12 protein-coding genes are annotated in these 15,402 nt (G+C 73.2%); 2 read left to right on the plus strand and 10 right to left on the minus strand.

Features of this window, described 5'->3' with window-relative positions; genetic code table 11:
- Window positions 1-37 precede the first annotated feature (37 nt).
- The 4 genes from ACFYOB_RS13775 to ACFYOB_RS13790 form a co-directional block, all read right to left on the minus strand.
- On the minus strand, window positions 38-598 hold the full coding sequence (locus ACFYOB_RS13775) for a DUF664 domain-containing protein (protein ID WP_388559204.1): 561 nt from the start codon (window positions 596-598) through the stop codon (window positions 38-40).
- A 72-nt stretch (window positions 599-670) separates the two neighbouring features.
- On the minus strand, window positions 671-1,627 hold the full coding sequence (locus ACFYOB_RS13780) for a polyprenyl synthetase family protein (protein WP_388559207.1): 957 nt from the start codon (window positions 1,625-1,627) through the stop codon (window positions 671-673).
- A 264-nt stretch (window positions 1,628-1,891) separates the two neighbouring features.
- On the minus strand, window positions 1,892-4,813 hold the full coding sequence (locus ACFYOB_RS13785; protein ID WP_388559210.1) for an AAA family ATPase: 2,922 nt from the start codon (window positions 4,811-4,813) through the stop codon (window positions 1,892-1,894).
- Window positions 4,744-5,589: a metallophosphoesterase family protein gene (locus tag ACFYOB_RS13790; protein WP_388559213.1), complete on the minus strand. Its 846-nt coding sequence runs from the start codon at window positions 5,587-5,589 to the stop codon at window positions 4,744-4,746. Before ACFYOB_RS13790 ends, ACFYOB_RS13785 begins: the two co-directional genes overlap by 70 nt.
- Window positions 5,590-5,878: 289 nt before the next feature.
- Between ACFYOB_RS13790 and ACFYOB_RS13795 the strand changes: the two genes are divergently transcribed.
- A complete protein-coding gene (locus tag ACFYOB_RS13795; RefSeq protein WP_388559216.1) occupies window positions 5,879-6,607 on the plus strand; it encodes a 4'-phosphopantetheinyl transferase in 729 nt (242 codons plus the stop codon).
- A 393-nt stretch (window positions 6,608-7,000) separates the two neighbouring features.
- Window positions 7,001-8,041 carry a LuxR C-terminal-related transcriptional regulator gene (locus tag ACFYOB_RS13800; RefSeq protein ID WP_388559219.1) on the plus strand — a complete coding sequence of 347 codons (1,041 nt, stop codon included), beginning with the start codon at window positions 7,001-7,003 and terminating at the stop codon, window positions 8,039-8,041.
- Between the two features lie 48 nt (window positions 8,042-8,089).
- On the opposite strand, the gene ACFYOB_RS13805 is transcribed toward ACFYOB_RS13800, so the two are convergent.
- Genes ACFYOB_RS13805 through ACFYOB_RS13830 form a run of 6 tightly spaced genes read right to left on the minus strand, consistent with a single transcriptional unit; the run spans window position 8,090 to window position 15,372 of the window.
- Window positions 8,090-8,944 (minus strand): 4'-phosphopantetheinyl transferase family protein, encoded by an 855-nt coding sequence (locus tag ACFYOB_RS13805; protein ID WP_388559221.1) that lies wholly within the window; start codon window positions 8,942-8,944, stop codon window positions 8,090-8,092.
- A complete protein-coding gene (locus tag ACFYOB_RS13810; protein ID WP_388559223.1) occupies window positions 8,941-9,177 on the minus strand; it encodes a phosphopantetheine-binding protein in 237 nt (78 codons plus the stop codon). The genes ACFYOB_RS13805 and ACFYOB_RS13810 overlap by 4 nt, the downstream gene beginning before the upstream one ends.
- Complete coding sequence (locus tag ACFYOB_RS13815; protein ID WP_388559226.1) at window positions 9,164-11,080, minus strand: HAD-IIIC family phosphatase; 1,917 nt, start codon at window positions 11,078-11,080, stop codon at window positions 9,164-9,166. The genes ACFYOB_RS13810 and ACFYOB_RS13815 overlap by 14 nt, the downstream gene beginning before the upstream one ends.
- Before the next feature lie 7 nt (window positions 11,081-11,087).
- Window positions 11,088-12,107 (minus strand): 3-oxoacyl-ACP synthase III family protein, encoded by a 1,020-nt coding sequence (locus ACFYOB_RS13820; RefSeq protein WP_388559228.1) that lies wholly within the window; start codon window positions 12,105-12,107, stop codon window positions 11,088-11,090.
- On the minus strand, window positions 12,104-15,061 hold the full coding sequence (locus tag ACFYOB_RS13825; protein ID WP_388559231.1) for a beta-ketoacyl synthase N-terminal-like domain-containing protein: 2,958 nt from the start codon (window positions 15,059-15,061) through the stop codon (window positions 12,104-12,106). The genes ACFYOB_RS13820 and ACFYOB_RS13825 overlap by 4 nt, the downstream gene beginning before the upstream one ends.
- The gene (locus ACFYOB_RS13830; RefSeq protein ID WP_388559235.1) at window positions 15,061-15,372 is read right to left on the minus strand and encodes an acyl carrier protein; all 312 of its coding nucleotides are present in this window, start codon (window positions 15,370-15,372) and stop codon (window positions 15,061-15,063) included. Before ACFYOB_RS13830 ends, ACFYOB_RS13825 begins: the two co-directional genes overlap by 1 nt.
- Window positions 15,373-15,402: the final 30 nt, after the last annotated feature.

The raw sequence follows: 15,402 nt of genomic DNA on the forward strand, positions 1-15,402 counted from the left end.
CGTCCGGTGGATCACGCTCAGGGCCGGGGCCGGCCCGTCACTGGCCCACCCTTCCGTCGACGCACTCGCGCAACAGGTCGGCGTGCCCGCAGTGACGGGCGTACTCCTCGATCCTGTGCACCATCAGCTCCCGGACCGCGATCTTGTCCTTCCCCAACCGCTCGCCCAGATCCGGGTGCGCGGCCAGCGCGGCGTCGGTCGCGGCCTGCTCGCGCTCCAGATCGGCGTACGCGGCGTCGACCACGGCCTGCTCGGCGACGGCTCCGTGGAAGTCCGCGTCGCGCTTGCCGTACAGCTTCGGCAGCGGGTCACCGTCGGTGATCCAGTTGCGCCAGTCCCGTTCGCACTCGGCGAGGTGCCGGACCAGGCCGAGCAGCGACATCGTCGACGGCGGAACCGACCGACGGGCCAGTTGCTCCGCGTCCAGACCTTCGCACTTCATCCGCAGGGTGATGCGGTAGTTCGTCAGGAAGTCCTGCAGCGTCGGGAGCTCGCCGTCCGGACTGGCTCCGTTGCCGTCGCGGGGGTCGTCGTCCGGATCGGCCCACATGTCGGGGTAGACGGTTGCCTGGGTCCATCGCTCGGGTTGGTCGCTCATGCGCCCATGATCGTCCGTGGGGCCGGGTCCCACTACCGGGTTTTCCGCTTTGACGTGGCGACATCGCCGGGGTCACTCGCAGCCGGCCACCCGGCGTGCGAAAGCCGCCAGTTCGGTACGCCACGCGGGGTCGACGGGGGCTCCGGCGACGGCCTCGTCCGCGCGCCCCAGGAGCCCGGCGATGGTCTCCTCGGCCCCGTCCCGGGCCCGCGCGTCGAAGAACACGTCGCGCAGGAACTGGGCGTCACCGTCGAAGCCGGGGCCGCCGCGCAGGAATCCGCGGATCCGCCAGGCCGCGTGCAGGGCCCGCGCGTACTCCTCGTACGTCTCGCGCAGGTCGTGCCGCCCCGCCAGGGCGGCGCCGATCAGCAGCGCGTGGCGCAGCCCGTACCAGCCCGCGCCGCAGCCGCTGCCGCAGCCCTCCAGGCACTGCCCCGGCCAGGCGTCGTCGAGGTACTCGGTCGCGGCGGCGGCCTCGGTGTGCGCGCCGATCGCCCGCTCGGTCCGCAGGTCGTCCCACAGCTCCCAGACCTCGTAAGGGAGCCGGACCGCCAGCCGGTCACCGTAGGCGAGGGCGAGATCGCCCGCGAGCACGGCGGTCCCCTCCCCGAACCGGCGGGACTCGCCGCGCCAGCCGTTGCGCTCGTGCTCGGCGGCGTGGCTGATGTGCAGGGTCGGGATGCCGCGGCGCAGCGGCGCGTTGTCCCGGACGTCCTCACGGATCATCAGGCAGGTGTCGAGGAGTTCGAGCGCGGCGGCCGCGGCCACGGCGTCCTCGCTGTCCGGATCGCCACCCGCGGCGAGGTATCCGGTGAGGCAGATGACCGGGTGGGCCCGCTCGGCCCCGGCCTGGACGAGTTCGGCGACGCCGGCCACCAGGACGGCGCTGCGCGGGTCGGGCGTACGGCGGTTGCGGTGCTCCTCGGCGAGCAGTCGGGCAAGGCGCTCCTCGACCCGGTCGAGCATGGCGTCGCGCACCTGTCCCGGTGTGGCCGTGCGCCACGGCTGGTCGTGCGTGGGTGTGGTCATGGTGCCCTCCCTGGTGGGCTGCGGCTCATGACCGAACCGTCGCGCAGGGGGCTGGCGAGGGGCCAGCGGGGAGGGCTCACCTGAGCGGAACCGGGGGGGAGGAGGGGGTCAAGTGCGCCAGTTGTCTGCCAGGGGAGGGCCGGGAGCGGGCGGGCTTGCCATGACCTTGCTATCCCGCTCCCGGCCCCGGTCCCGGTGTCGGCCTCGGCCTCGGCCGGGAGCGGGCCCGGACCGGCCCGGAGCCGACCCGCCCCGGGCCCGGACTCAGACGAACTCCGCGACGCCCAGGTGGAAGTCGACCGGGAGCGCCTGCCGGCCGGGGATCTCCAGCTTGCGGTAGACCCGGGTCAGGTGCTGTTCCACCGTGCTCACGGTGATGTAGAGCTTCTGGGCGATCTCGCGGTTGGTGTGGCCGTGCACCGCGAGCAGGGCGACCCGCTTCTCCGACTCGCTGAGACTCGCGACGAGGTCGGCGTGCGGCGTCTCGGCCGCCTCCCCCGCCTCGACGCCGTCACCGGTGTGGCCGGGGAGGATCTTCACGCACAGGGACTCGGCCCCGCACTCCCTGGCCACGTGCCACGCGCGGCGGTTGACCATGGCGGCGCGCGCCGGTTCGCCGAGCTCCCGCAGTACCTGGCCGAAGTCGCCCATGGCACGGGCCAGTTCGTACTGGTCTCCCGAGCGGTGCAGATCGTCCACCGCCTTGGCGAGCATCGCCTGGCGCTCCTTCGGCTCGCGCAGGGAGGCCCGTAGCCGCAGGGACATCCCGCGCACCCACGGGTCCGCGGCGTCCCGGCTGCTGAGCTGGTCCGCGAGGAACCGTTCGGCCTGGCGTGCCTCGCCGAGCCTGAGCAGGGCCTCCGCCGCGTCGGTGCGCCAGGGCAGGAGCCGCGGCCGGTCCAGGCCCCACCTCTTCATGTGGCGGCCGACGTCCAGGAAGTCGCCGAGCGCCGCGTGGAAACGGCTGGTCGCGAGGGCGTACTGGCCCCGGGCGCGCAGGTATCCGAGACCGTGGATGCTCCCGGTCAGCTCGGCGGGGACGGGCCGGCTCAGCACGGCCGCCGCCTCCTCGGGCCGGCCCATGGCCGTGCAGGCCCGGACCAGCGTGCCGGCGACGGCGCTCAGCAGGACGCTGCCGCCGCGTGCGGGCACGGTCCGCAGGACGCCTTCCGCGGTCTGGGCCGCGCCCCGGAGGTCGCCCAGTCGCATCCGGGCCTCGGCGAGCAGGCCGCCGAACACGGCCTGCCAGCCGGTGGCCCCGCGCTGGGTCGCCTGGAGCAGGAACGTCTCGCACCAGGGCAGCGCCCGCCCGGCGCCGTCCAGGTACAGGAGGGTGCGCAGGGCCTGCACCACCGGCTCCACGGTGCCTTCGGCGAGGGTGGCACCCCGGAGGAAGAGTTCGGCGGCGTGGGCGGCCGCGCCCTCCTCCGTCTCCACCGGGAGTGCCCACAGGGCCGCCGGGTGGACGGGGGTCCTGGCCGTACGGCCGGCCGGGAGCGGTCCGGCCTCGGCCGGTGCGCCACGGCGGTTGGAGGCCGCCCACTGGGGGAATGCGGAGAGTCCGTCCAGCGGGTCGTCCCCGGGGATGTCCCCCTGCCTGCGCTCGGCGCCCGGGTGGCGCCCGCTGCCGGCCGCCAGCCGTTCCAGTACGTCGGCCGACTCGTCGATCCGGCCCTGGGCGGCCAGCGCCCTGGCCAGCGGGCCCATGGTGTGCGCTCCCAGCTTTCCGGCGGCCAGGGCGCAGAGGGGTTCGCGCAGGTGGCGTTCGGCCGCCGCCGGGTCGGTGCGGCCGGCCACGACGCTGAGTTTGACGGCCAGTTCGGCACGCCGCGCGTCGTCGGGGCTGGCCTCCCGGGCGAGTTGCAGGACGGCGGCGGCCTGTTCGAGGGCTCCGTCGGCGACGTACTGGTCCGCGGCGGAGCGCAGCACGGGCAGGGCCCACTCCTCGCAGGTGTGCCGTGCGCCGAGCAGTTGGTCGGCGACCGCCATGTCGGGGGCGCCCGAGGCCCGCGCCAGCAGGGCGGCCTCCCGGTGCAGGGCCTGGCGGGCGGCCGGGTCCATCCGGTCGAGTACGGCCGCCCGCGCGGCCGGGTGACGGAACCCGTGCCCGCCGTCGTCGGCGAGCAGGCCCGCGGCGTCGAGTGCGGCCAGGGCCCGGGCGGCGGCGGCTTCGGGGGTGCCCGTCAGCCGTGCGAGGTGAGCGGCGCCGGCGAGGCCGTCGAGTACGGCGATCGCCTCGGCCAGTTCGGTGGTGGCGGGCCCGCAGCGGTGCAGGCAGGCGAGCACGGCCTGGGCGTAGGCGTCGCCCGGACGGCCCTGGGGGTCCTGGAGCAGGGACCGCAGCAGCAGCGGGTTTCCGCCGCTGGCCCGGTGCAGCCGTTCGGTCTCGGCCTCGGTGCGGTCCGGCAGCATGGCGCGGACGGCCTCGGAGGTGAACCGTTCCAGCCGCAGCCGTACGAAGTGGGGCAGCCGGAGCAGTTCGGTGCGCAGCAGCGGGTCGTCGCCGCGTTCGTGCACGGACTCGGCGAACACCAGGAGGACCCTGGCATGCCGGGCACCGCGCGCCAGGTGCAGCAGGTAGCGGCTGGAGAGTTCGTCGACGTGGTGCAGGTCGTCGACGCAGATCACCACGGGTGCGGCGGCGCTCAGTTCACGGACGGCGGCGGCGAACACCTGCATGGCCTCGACCCGCCCCGCCTCGTCCGCAGGCGCCGGGAGGGCTCCGGCCGGCGCGTCGGCGGCCAGCTGGCGCAGGACGCCCAGCGGATGGCCCCGTTCGGCCGCGGTGCCGATGGCGCGCAGGACGGTCGCGCCGCGGGCTTCGGCATGGGCGGCGACGGTCTCCAGGAATTCACTCTTTCCGCAGCCGACCGCGCCTTCGATCAATAGTAATCCGGCATTCCCTTCGGCACAGCCGTCGAGCAATGCGTTTGAAAGAGAAAGTTCCTCGGCACGCCGGAACAACACCATAGGGTCCCCCAGTGTCCCTTTTCCGTGCGTTCCGGGAAGGACCGCGAAAATCGGAAAGAGGGATGGTCGAGCATTGCTTGAGCCGGAATTCAAGATCAGTATAGGCTCGAAATCCCGCCCCCACGGTGTCCGGAAGTTGCCAGACATCAATCCCCGGCCGCGGCGCCGGGGAAGATCCGGCGCGGTACGTCGCGCGGGTGGCCCGGCCTGCGCCATTCCCGCGGGTAGCCCACGGACACCTCCTCGAAGCGCACGCCGTCGTACCAGGTGGTGCGGGGGATGTGGAGGTGGCCGTAGACGACGGCCGCCGCCCGGAACCGGGTGTGCCAGTCGGCGGTGAGTTCGGTGCCGCACCACTGGGCGAACTCGGGGTGCCGCAGGATCCGGGTCGGGTTCCTGACCAGCGGAAAGTGATTGACGAGCACCATGCGCAGGTCGGGGTCGCAGGCGGCGAGGCGCTGTTCGGTGACGGCGACCCGGGCCCGGCACCAGGCCTCACGGGACGGGTACGGGTCGGGGTGCAGCATGAACTCGTCGGTGCACACCACTCCGGCCTCGTAGGCCTGCTCCAGCGCCTGTTCCCGGGTGGCCGCCCCGGGAGTGCGGAAGGTGTAGTCGTAGAGCAGGAAGAGGGGGGCCACGACGAGCGGTCCGCCCGGCCCCGACCAGACGGGGTAGGGGTCCTCCGGAGTGTGCACGCCGAAGGAGCGGCAGATCTCGACGAGGTGCCGGTACCGCGCCTCTCCGCGCAAAGGCACCGGGTCGTCCCGCAGGGTCCAGAGATCATGATTTCCCGGCGCCCACACCACGGTGGCGTAGCGGCTGGTGAGCAGGCCGAGCACCCATCGAAGATCATCGGGCGACTCGCCCACGTCACCGGCCACGATCAGCCAGTCGTTGGGACTGTCCGGATTCAGCTCCTCGACGATCCGGCGATTCTCCCGGAATGAGACGTGGAGGTCACTGATGCCCATGAGGTTTCCGTGCGGCATTCCGTGAGGATGGGCGACGGACCTCGCGGTGAACACCCCTGCTCATCCCCTCAACCGCCGGTGGAGGCAGGGAACCCGGCGCATGACAGGCGGATGGCAATGCCTGCGGGGGCCGTGCCAGCCTCCCGGCAGGAGGCGGCCGGCGGGGGCCGCGGATGGCAGTGGCCTGGGAGGAAACCGGGTGCGCGGCGGCCGATCGGGGCGGGCCGGGCCTTCGTTCCTGGCCCGGGCGGGGCGGCGGCGGCAGCGTGGGAGCCGTCAGACCGACACATCGACCCGAGGGAATGCCGTGCTCACGAAGCTCCTGCCATCGGATGTCGCCACCGCCGAGTCCACCGTCGACCCCGACGAGGTGTTCCTCTTCCCGGAGGAGGAACTCCTGATCAGCAACGCCGTTCCGAAGCGGCGGGCGGAGTTCGGGACCGTGCGGTGGTGCGCCCGACGCGCGATGGGAACCCTCGGGGTGCCCGCGGCGCCCGTGGTGCCGGGGCGGCGCGGGGTCCCCCAGTGGGACGCCTCGGTGGTGGGGTCCATGACGCACTGCGCGGGCTACCGGGGCGTGGCACTGGCCCGCGCCTCGGAGTTCGCCGCGGTGGGCATCGACGCGGAGCCGAACGCTCCGCTGCCGGACGGGGTGCTGGAGTCGATCGCGCTGCCCCAGGAGCTGCGCCGCACGCGCGAGCTGGCCCGGGCGGTGCCGGAGGTCGCGTGGGACCGGCTGCTCTTCAGCATGAAGGAGGCGGTCTACAAGACGTGGTTCCCGCTCACGGGCCAGGAGCTGGACTTCACCGACGCCCTGGTCACCGTCGACGCGGGGCTGGAAACGTTCCGAGCCCGGCTGCTGCCGGACCCCGAGTGGCTCTCGCCGGACGGGCCCACCGTGTTCAGCGGCCGCTGGTCGGCGGACGACGGCGTACTGCTCAGCGCCATCGCGGTGCCGGCCGCGCGGCCGGCGGACGCCGGGGCCCGGACAGCGCGAAGCGCTCCCCCCATTCACCGTGCGGGGAGCGCTTGCTGAACCGGATCACGGGCGGGGTTCCCTCACCCCCACCGGTCGTCCTCCGGTGTTGCGGTGATTCCCAGGCCGGACCCGTCGGGCCCACTGACTCCGACGGACAGAGCGGATGCGCTCGGCAGAACCGGGCCCGACATGAACTGCACCCCCATAACTGACATGACCATACCCGCCAGTAAGGTCAAGTAAATCGAGGAGAATTTACCGGAAATTACCCTCACGACTCCCCCAGTCGAAGATCGAGATTAACTCCGTCAGCACGCCTTCGCCCGATTTTTCCGGCTTTGGCGTCCCTGGTGATGCGAATAGAGTGCTTGATATCGATCATTCGCGCCAAGGGCCTCACGCTGGCGTAAAGTTACGTGGCAGCAATTACACCGATCAGTGGGGGCTGGCATGTTCGCAGGGGAGGGCCCGGATTCGGGGTTCGCCGAGCTTGATGACCTCAGCGCAGCGGCGTACGGTCTCGCGGTCGAGTGCGGGCGCTTCGTACGCGAGAAGATCGCCGAGGAGCTGTCTCTGACACCTGCGGAGATCACGCGGGTGGAGCAGGTGCTGTGCGGGGTACGCCTGCTGCAGTCCATGCCGGGACATCCGTCCGAACTGACCCCCGTCACACCCGATGTGGCGGCCGCGTCCCTGGTGGCTCCCGCGGAGCGGCACATCCGGGAACTGCAGCAGGCGGTGACCGACGTCCGGGCGAAGCTGCTGTCCCTGACGCCGCTCTACTTCGAGGGGCGCCGGCTGCGCAACCGCCTGGAGGCCTTCGACATCATCACCGATGTCAACCGGATCCAGGCGATGCTCAACCACCTGAGCCAGAACTGCAAGAGCGAGCTGCTCACCGTCCAGCCCGGCGGTGCACGCCCCGCGGAACTGCTGGAAGAGGCACGGGAGTCGGCGCTGTCCACCCTGGCGCGCGGCGTCCGGATCCGGACCATCTACCAGCACACCGCGCGCAACGACCTGCCCACCCGCTCGTACGTCCGCGACGTCAGCCTCCAGGGCGCGGAGATCCGCACCGCCGACGAGGTCATCGACAGACTGATCATCTACGACCGGGAGGTGGCCTTCCTGCCGGAACGATCCTCCCGGGACCGCGCGCCCGGGGCGGCGATCGTGCGCGAGCCCACGCTCGTGGCCTTCCTGTGCTCCGTCTTCGAGTACCTGTGGGACGGCGCGTCCCCGTACGTCGTGGAGTCCCAACGGTCCCCCGCCTCCTCCGACGAGCTCAAGTGGTCGATCATCCGGCTGATGACCAAGGGCTACAAGGACGAGATGGTCGCCCGGCGGCTCGGCATGTCGGTGCGCACCTGCCGCCGCCACATCGCCGAGATCACCGAGGAACTGGAAGCCACCAGCCGCTTCCAGGCCGGCTACAACGCCGCGCGTCAGGAGATACTCTCCGGCGGGCCGGCGGCGTCCTCCTTAACCTGACATCCCGTGGTGTCCGGCTCCGGAGGCGCTTGAACCCGGCGGCGGCGGTCATCGCCCCGGGTCCTCCTCCAGCGCCTCCGTGATCGCGTCCACGCAGTCCTGGTCCAGCATCGTCGTGACGTGCGCGTCCTGGAGCCGGCCGAAGCCCGCGTCGTAGACCGCGGCGCTGACGACGTAGCCCCCGGCCAGCGGGAAGGTCCGGAAGATCCACTCGTCCCCGGTGCCCGCCGTCCCGTCCGGCCGCTGGACCCGTACGGGCCTGCCGTCGGGACCGAAGCCGAACTCGGTGAAGCGGAACTGCATGCCCTGGCCGATGGCCTTGCTGTAGGCCTCCTTGAGGGTCCACAGCCGCACGAGCGCGCCGTTGCGCTCCTCCTCCGGCATCCCGGACAGCAGCACCAGCTCGTAGGGCGTACAGATGTGGCGGCCCAGACCGCTGCCGTACATCTCGCGGTCGGCGCGCTCCGCGTCCACCCCGATCAGGCCGCAGGTCGTCAGCCCCACGAGGAGCAGGTCCTCGGTGTGGCTGAGGCTGATGTCGATCTGGTCGCAGCCGCGCAGGTACGGGCGGCCGGTCGGCCCGTAGGCCAGTTCCAGGTCGGCGGGTTCGCTGGCGAGCACCGCGCCCGCCGCGTACTTCAGCAGCATCCGGGAGGCGATGTACCGGTTGCGCACGTCGGCGTGCGTCAGGTCGAGGTACCGCGTCCAGTCGCGGCCGAGCAGTTCGCGCAGGCCGTCGCCGGACGGCAGGACGGGCTCCAGGTCCTTCAGCCACGCGTAGACCAGCGCCGTCCCGTGGGTGGCGAGGTCGTCCCTGACCCGGTCCCACGAGGCCCCTCCCGGGACCACGGCGACGGGCTCACCGAGCGGCGGGCCGAGCGTGGGGCTGCCCGGGGCGGTCATCCGTACTCCTTCACCAGCGTGTGGACGTCCCGGAGGCTGTGCGCCTCCAGCAGACGGTGCACCGGCACCCGGCGGCCCGACTCCTCGAGGAGGGCCAGCAGCCGGAGCAGGTTGAGTGAGTCCCAGCCGGGCAGGTCCACCAGAGCGGTGTCCGCGCCCGCGGGGATGTCGAGGTCCAGGCCCAGGTCGTCGCGGACCGTCCGCAGGAACGTGTCGACGCTATCGAGGTTCATCCGCCGGCCTTCCCCCAAAGGATTCGGTGATGTGTACGTGGCCGGGGACTTCGGGCACCCGCGCCAGATCGTGGTGGAAGTCCACCGCCCCGTCCCCGGCCGCGCGGGACCGGGCCCGCGTGAAGCCGCAGGACGGGTAGAAGTCACGGACGCGGTGGTTGCGCGCCGTGGGTACGTACCGGGCCGTCACCGCGGACAGCCCGAGGTCGCGGGCCCGGCCCAGCAGCACGGAGAGGCAGGCCTGTTCGACGCCGCGGGCGAGCACACGGCAGCTCAGCCACATGTTGTCCAGGTGCAGCGCCCCGTCTGCGAAGGTCCCCAGCACCGCTCCGACCAGGCCGTTGTCGCCGAACCGGTCCGCGGTGCGGGCGGCCAGCAGCAGGTGCCGCTCCGGATCGGCGGCGAGCGATACCAGCTCGGACTCCTGGTGTCCCCCGCCGGTGAGGTTGAACTGGTTGGTGCGCAGGGTCAGCTGGGACAGCCTGGCGAACTCGTGGGGCCGGGGCGGGCCGAGGTCCACCCTGACCCCCAGGGCCCGCAGGAACTCCTCGTGCGAGCCCGAGCTCTCGTGCAGGTCGCGGCGTTCGCGCTGCCTGTGGTACTCGCCGGTCCTGGCCCGGTCCTCGTCGGTCAGGGCCAGGGTGTCGAACCAGCCGTCCGCGAGGAGCCGGGTCACGTGCAGCGCGGGCTCCTCGTCGAGCGGTACGACGGCCACCTCGGGCGCTCCGAAGCGCACCTGGGCACGCTCGGCGGGCGAGTCGTCGGCGAAGACGAGGGCGTCGGTGGCGATGTCCAGCCGGTCCGCGATGTCGGCGAGGTTGCCGTCCTTGGGCTCCCAGTTGGCGTTGATCCGTACGAAGTCCGCCTCGCGCAGCACGAGGTCGGGATGGCCGCGCAGTGCCGCGAGGACCGGGCCCTCGTCGTTCTTGCTGCTCACCGCGAGGAGCACGCCCTGCGATCCGAGCTGTTTGACGCACTTCTGGAACGCTCCGAAGGCCTCGCCCCGCAAGGTGCCTGCCGCCGCGACGCCGTCCGGGCCCCGCTCGCCGAGCACCCCGTCCCACAGGGTGTCGTCGAGGTCGAGCACCAGGCACTTGCGGGTCATGCCGCGCAGGGCGCGCGCCAGGTGCGCGACCTCGCGGGCGTACGCGGCGAGGAGTTCCGCGCCCAGCTGCACCTTGGCGTAACGCGCCAGGCGCTGGTCGGTGACCGGACCGCCCTCGCCGACCAGCGGTTCGAGGTCGATCACCACGAGGCGGGTGGCGGACTCGGTGAGGCGCAGCAGGCGGGCGTTGAACTCGCGCCACACGGCACCGAGCCGGGCCCGGGAGCGGTGGTCGAGGAGCTGGTGGCTGTAGGCGCGCGGCAGCGGGACGGTGTTGAGCACCAGGGTGCCGGGGGCGCGGTCCGCGAGAGCGGCGCACCGGCGCAGCACCTCCTCGCCCGCCGCCTCGACGTCCTCGGCCCGCCACACCGCGGGGACCTCGCAGAACAGGGTCTCGGCGTCGAGCAGGCACAGCGTGAGGTCCGGCGCGGCCTCCCGCAGTTCGCCGCCGGGCCCGGTCAGGTCGCGCAGGTAGGTGCCGTGCTCGCCGAGAACGTGCCGCAACAGCAGTCCGTGGCGGGCCAGTTCGCCCGTGAGGGGATCGACGACGTGCCCGACCGTGGACTGGCCGGTGACGGCCACCGTCACGACGGGTGTCCGCGGATGGTGGGCCAGCACGGCGTCGGGGTCGAGCCCGGCGAGCAGCCGCCCGGCCGCGGCCCCGGCCGCGGCGCCCGGGGACGTGCCCGCGCCGCCCGGTCCGCTCTCGTCGGCGAGCAGCGCCGCCACCTGGTCGTATTCCTTCTCCAGCAGGCCCCGCGTGCGCAGTTCGCGCAGCCGGTCCAGTCCCGTCGTCATCGACGCCTCACACCTTCTCCAGGGCGAACCCGGCTCTGATCCACCTGCTGGACTCCACGCACAGCGCGAGTGCGCGCTCCTTGGGGGCGAACGTCGGCAGCAGCCGGTCGAGTTGCAGGAACGGCAGGGCGTTTCCCGTGTTGCCGGTCTCCGAGACGCAGGAGATCTCCCGCGCGGAGGTGGCCGGCAGCCGCTCCAGGATCCGCGCGGTCATCCGCCGGGACAGCTGGGGCGGCAGCAGGTACCCGATGTCGTCCAGGCTCCAGCCGAGTCCGCCGAGCAGCTCCCAGAGGATCTCCACGGAGATCGACGGCACGTGCTCCTCGATCGCCTTGTAGTCCTCGGCCAGCATCCGCCGCTCCGAGTGGCGGTCGGTGGTCCCGTACCAGTCGAGGACCTGGCCGGGCGGACGGCCCTGCCCGGTCCAGGAGTTCAGCACCGCCCGTACGGCCACCCGCTCGCCCTCGGGTTCGTCGGTGAGGACCGCGGCTCCGGCGCCGTCGCCGAACAGGACGTAGTTGACCAGCTCCTCGGTGGGCATCCGGGCGGTGTCCCCCCTCGGCGACAGGAAGCGGTGCGTGACGTCCCCGCCGAGGATCAGGCCGGCCCGGCGGCCGCCGAGGATCAGGGTGCGGCCGAGGTCGAGGGCCTGGATCGCGCCGGAACAGCCCGACTGGAGCTGGAAGACGGGCAGATGCCCCAGGCCCAGCCGGTCGGCGACCTCGCTCGCGGTGGTCGGCAGCAGCAGGTCGGGGGTCGCGGTCGCCAGTACCAGGAACTCCATGTCGGCGGGGTCGAGCCCGGAGGCGTCGATGGCCTGCGCTCCGGCCTCGGCGCACAGGTCGGCCAGCGAGCCGCGGACCTCCCCGGTCACAGGGTCCCAGCCGAAGTGGCGGGTCCGGGTGCCGACGAAGATGTCGATCCACTCCTCGCTCACGCCCAGCAGCCGGCCGAGCGCCGTGTTGTCCACCGGGTCTCCGGGCAGTGCCGTACCGGTGCCCGCGAGGTAGACCGCGGGGGCCGTCATGCCGACCTCGCCGTGATCAGGTCGCCGAGGAACTCGGACAGCGAGCCGACGGAGTTCAGCGCGGGCAGCATCTGCTGGACGGACACCTCGCCGACGCGTGGCAGCCGGGCCTCCACCCGGTTCTTGAGCTGCATGATCATCACGGAGTCGAAGCCGAGGTCCTCGTGGAACCGGGCCTCGCGCACCACGCGCTCCGGGGGGTATCCGCCGACCTCGGTGACCGCCTCGACCACCGCGAGCAGCACCGGGTCGCCGGCGTCGTGGGCGGCGGCGGGGGCGGCCGCGGGGGACGGCCGCTCAGGCGTGCCCTGCGGCCGACGCTCCTCGGCCGGAGCCGGGAGCGGGGCGGCGGGCGGCGGCGTCCTCCGGTCCCAGTAGCGCTGTGCCGAGGAGAAGACGTACGGGCTCAGCGGCTCGACGACGCGGTGCTCGGGTGCGTACAGCTCCTCCCAGAGCGGGTCGAGTCCGCAGCGGTGCAGCGCGGCGACGGTCTCGGCCAGGTCCCGGCCGGTCGCCTCGGGGCCCGGGGCGGGGTGCAGGAACTCGGCCCCCGGCGCCCGGCCGCCCCGGGCGGCGATCTGCAGCAGCTGGGTGCGCGGACCGATCTCGATCAGATGGGTGGGGGCGATGTCCGAGACGAGCGCCCCCAGTGCGGGGTCCATGAGCACGGGCTCCTCCATCTGGTCGGCCCAATAGTCGGCGTCCATGGGCTCGTGGTGCAGCATCCGGCCGTACCGGGTCGAGGCCACCGGCAGCGCGGGCGTCGCGCACCGCACCTCGGCGGTGCGCAGCCCGGCGGCGGCCGGGGCCATCAAGGCCGAGTGGAAGGCGTGGGCGACGGGCAGCTCCCTGACCCGTACGCCGCGCCCGGTCAGTTCCTTGCCGATCCTCGCCAGGACGTCCAGGGGCCCGGAGACCACGGTGTCCGCGGGTCCGTTCAGCGCGGCCACTGCGGCCTGCGGCTCCGTCGCCAGGATCCCGGCGAGCTCCTCGGGACCGGTGGTGGCGGCGAGCATGCCGCCGCCCCGGGGCAGTTCGCCGGTCAGCGCGCCGCGCCGGACCACCAGGCGGGCGGCCTCCTGAAGGCCGAGGGCGCCCGCGGTCACGGCCGCCGCGTACTCGCCCAGGCTGTGGCCGAGCACGGCGGCCGGGGCGATCCCGAGCGAGGTGAGCGTGCGGGCCAGGGCGTAGCCGACGGCGAACAGGGCGGGCTGCGCGAACTCCGGCCGGTGCACCCGCTCGTCGCCGCCCAGGATCAGTTCGCGCACCGAGGTGCCCAGGGGTCCGGCGAGGGCCTCGTCGGCGTCGGCGAGATGGCGGCGGTACACCGGCGACTCGCGGTGGAGCTGCGCCGTCATGCCGGGGTACTCGGCGCCCTGTCCGGTGAAGAGGAAGGCAACGACCGGTCGCCCCCACGGACGGCCGGCGCTCCCGGCGCCGTCCTGGGCGGCCGCCCGGCGCAGTTCGTCCACCAGCTCGTCGGTGTCGCGCACGGTGACCGCGAACCGGTGCGGCAGGCCGGTCTTGACGCGGTTGCTGCTCCAGCACAGGGCAGCCGCGCCGCCGCGCGGCCGCCTGGCGACCGCGTCGGCCTGGGCGGCGAGGTTGCGGCGCAGGGCCTCGGGGGTGTCGCCGCTGACGGTGAACACGCCGAGGGCCCCGCGGGCGCTGCCCGTACGGGCCCGGGCGGCGGCAGCGGTCCGGCGGGGCCGGGGCGCCGTGCCCAGGATGGCGTGGGCGTTGGTACCGCCCATGCCGAAGCTGCTCACCCCGGCGAGGCTCTCGCCGCGCGGCAGCCGCATCGGGGACTTCAGCAGCCGCAGGCCCCGGTCGGCGAGCCGCAGCTGCGGGTTCTCCCGGTCGGCGAAGAGGCTGGCGGGCACGATGCGGTGGTGCAGGGCCAGCGCGGTCTTGATGAGTCCGGCGATGCCCGCCGCACCCTCGGTGTGGCCGAGGTTGCCCTTGACGGAGCCGAGCGCGCACGGCGTGCCGCGGGGGACCCCGTGCACCGCGCCGAGCGCCGCGCACTCGATGGCGTCGCCGAGTACGGTCCCGGTGCCGTGCCCCTCCACGAACGCGACGCGGTCCGGGGTGACACCGGCCCGCCGGTACGCGGAGTTCAGCACGCGTTGCTGCGACCAGCGGTTGGGGGCGATGACCCCATTGCTGCGGCCGTCCTGGTTGACTGCGCTGCCGCGCAGCACGGCGTAGATCCGCTGCCCGTCGGCAACCGCGTCGTCGAGCCTGCGCAGCACTACCAGGCCGACGCCGTCGCTGCGCCCGATCCCGTCGGCGTCGGCGCTGAAGGGCTTGCAGCGGCCGTCGACGGCGGCCAGGCCGAGCTGTCCGTAGACCATGCCGAGCGAGGGCGACAGCACGATGTTGACGCCGCCGGCCAGGGCGGTGTCGCACTCCCCGGCCAGCAGGGAGGTGGCGGCGAGGTGCACGGCGACGAGGGAGGAGGAGCAGGCGGTGTCGACGGCGAGGCTCGGCCCGGTGAAGTTGAAGTGGTACGAGATCCGGTTGGCGGCCATCCCGGCGCTGCTGCCGGCGCCGAGCAGCGGGGTGACGCGCGCGAGGTCGCTCATGGTGAGGCGGCCCCACTCGCCGCCCATCATCCCGACGAACACGCCGGTCTCGGTTCCGGCGAGTTCGCCGGGGGCGCGGCCTGAGTCCTCCAGGGCGCGCCAGGCGCAGGGCAGCAGCAGCCGCTGGTGCGGGTCCATCGCGGCGGCCTCGCGCGGGGTGACGGAGAAGAAGTCACTGTCGAAGACATCGACGTCGCCGAGGAAGCCGCCGCTGCCGCTGACAGCGGGGAAGTCCTCCGCTTCCCAGCGCTGTCCGGGGACGGGGCCGATCGCGGCCCCGCCCCGCACCAGCAGGTCCCAGTACGCCTGCACGCCCGCCGCCCCGGGGAACGCGCAGTCGATGCCGACGATGGCGATGTCCCCCATCAGCGCTGGTCCCGCGCGGACGGCTCGGTGGCGGCGAGGGCGGCCGACAGGTGACGGACCAGGCTCTCCACGGTCGGGTGGTCCCACAGCAGCGTCGGCTCCACCTCCAGGCCGAACTCGTCCTCCAGGTCTCCGCACAGGCTCAGCGCGGCCACCGAGTCCATGCCGTACTCGGCGAGCGGCACGGTCGGGTCGATGGTCTCGGGAGCCCGGCGCAGGTACAGCGAGAGCCGGGCCGACAGCCACGCGTGCGGCGGTACGCCGACCGCGGTCGCCGTGGTCGCGGTGTGCCGGCTGGAGGGAACGGTCATCGTGGGACTCCTTCGGTGCGTACGGCCCAG

It is taken from the genome of Streptomyces sp. NPDC006463 (genome assembly GCF_042870715.1).
Taxonomy (GTDB): Bacteria; Actinomycetota; Actinomycetes; order Streptomycetales; family Streptomycetaceae; genus Streptomyces.

What these genes read in the sequence shown, in the direction of transcription:
- ACFYOB_RS13805 (WP_388559221.1), bottom strand. Translation starts at nt 8,944, where the DNA reads ATGACCGCCCCGGGCAGCCCCACGCTCGGCCCGCCGCTCGGTGAGCCC.
- ACFYOB_RS13830 (WP_388559235.1), bottom strand. Translation starts at nt 15,372, where the DNA reads ATGACCGTTCCCTCCAGCCGGCACACCGCGACCACGGCGACCGCGGTC.
- ACFYOB_RS13800 (WP_388559219.1), top strand. Translation starts at nt 7,001, where the DNA reads ATGTTCGCAGGGGAGGGCCCGGATTCGGGGTTCGCCGAGCTTGATGAC.
- ACFYOB_RS13825 (WP_388559231.1), bottom strand. Translation starts at nt 15,061, where the DNA reads ATGGGGGACATCGCCATCGTCGGCATCGACTGCGCGTTCCCCGGGGCG.
- ACFYOB_RS13810 (WP_388559223.1), bottom strand. Translation starts at nt 9,177, where the DNA reads ATGAACCTCGATAGCGTCGACACGTTCCTGCGGACGGTCCGCGACGAC.
- ACFYOB_RS13820 (WP_388559228.1), bottom strand. Translation starts at nt 12,107, where the DNA reads ATGACGGCCCCCGCGGTCTACCTCGCGGGCACCGGTACGGCACTGCCC.
- ACFYOB_RS13775 (WP_388559204.1), bottom strand. Translation starts at nt 598, where the DNA reads ATGAGCGACCAACCCGAGCGATGGACCCAGGCAACCGTCTACCCCGAC.
- ACFYOB_RS13790 (WP_388559213.1), bottom strand. Translation starts at nt 5,589, where the DNA reads ATGCCGCACGGAAACCTCATGGGCATCAGTGACCTCCACGTCTCATTC.
- ACFYOB_RS13780 (WP_388559207.1), bottom strand. Translation starts at nt 1,627, where the DNA reads ATGACCACACCCACGCACGACCAGCCGTGGCGCACGGCCACACCGGGA.
- ACFYOB_RS13815 (WP_388559226.1), bottom strand. Translation starts at nt 11,080, where the DNA reads ATGACGACGGGACTGGACCGGCTGCGCGAACTGCGCACGCGGGGCCTG.
- ACFYOB_RS13785 (WP_388559210.1), bottom strand. Translation starts at nt 4,813, where the DNA reads ATGGCGCAGGCCGGGCCACCCGCGCGACGTACCGCGCCGGATCTTCCC.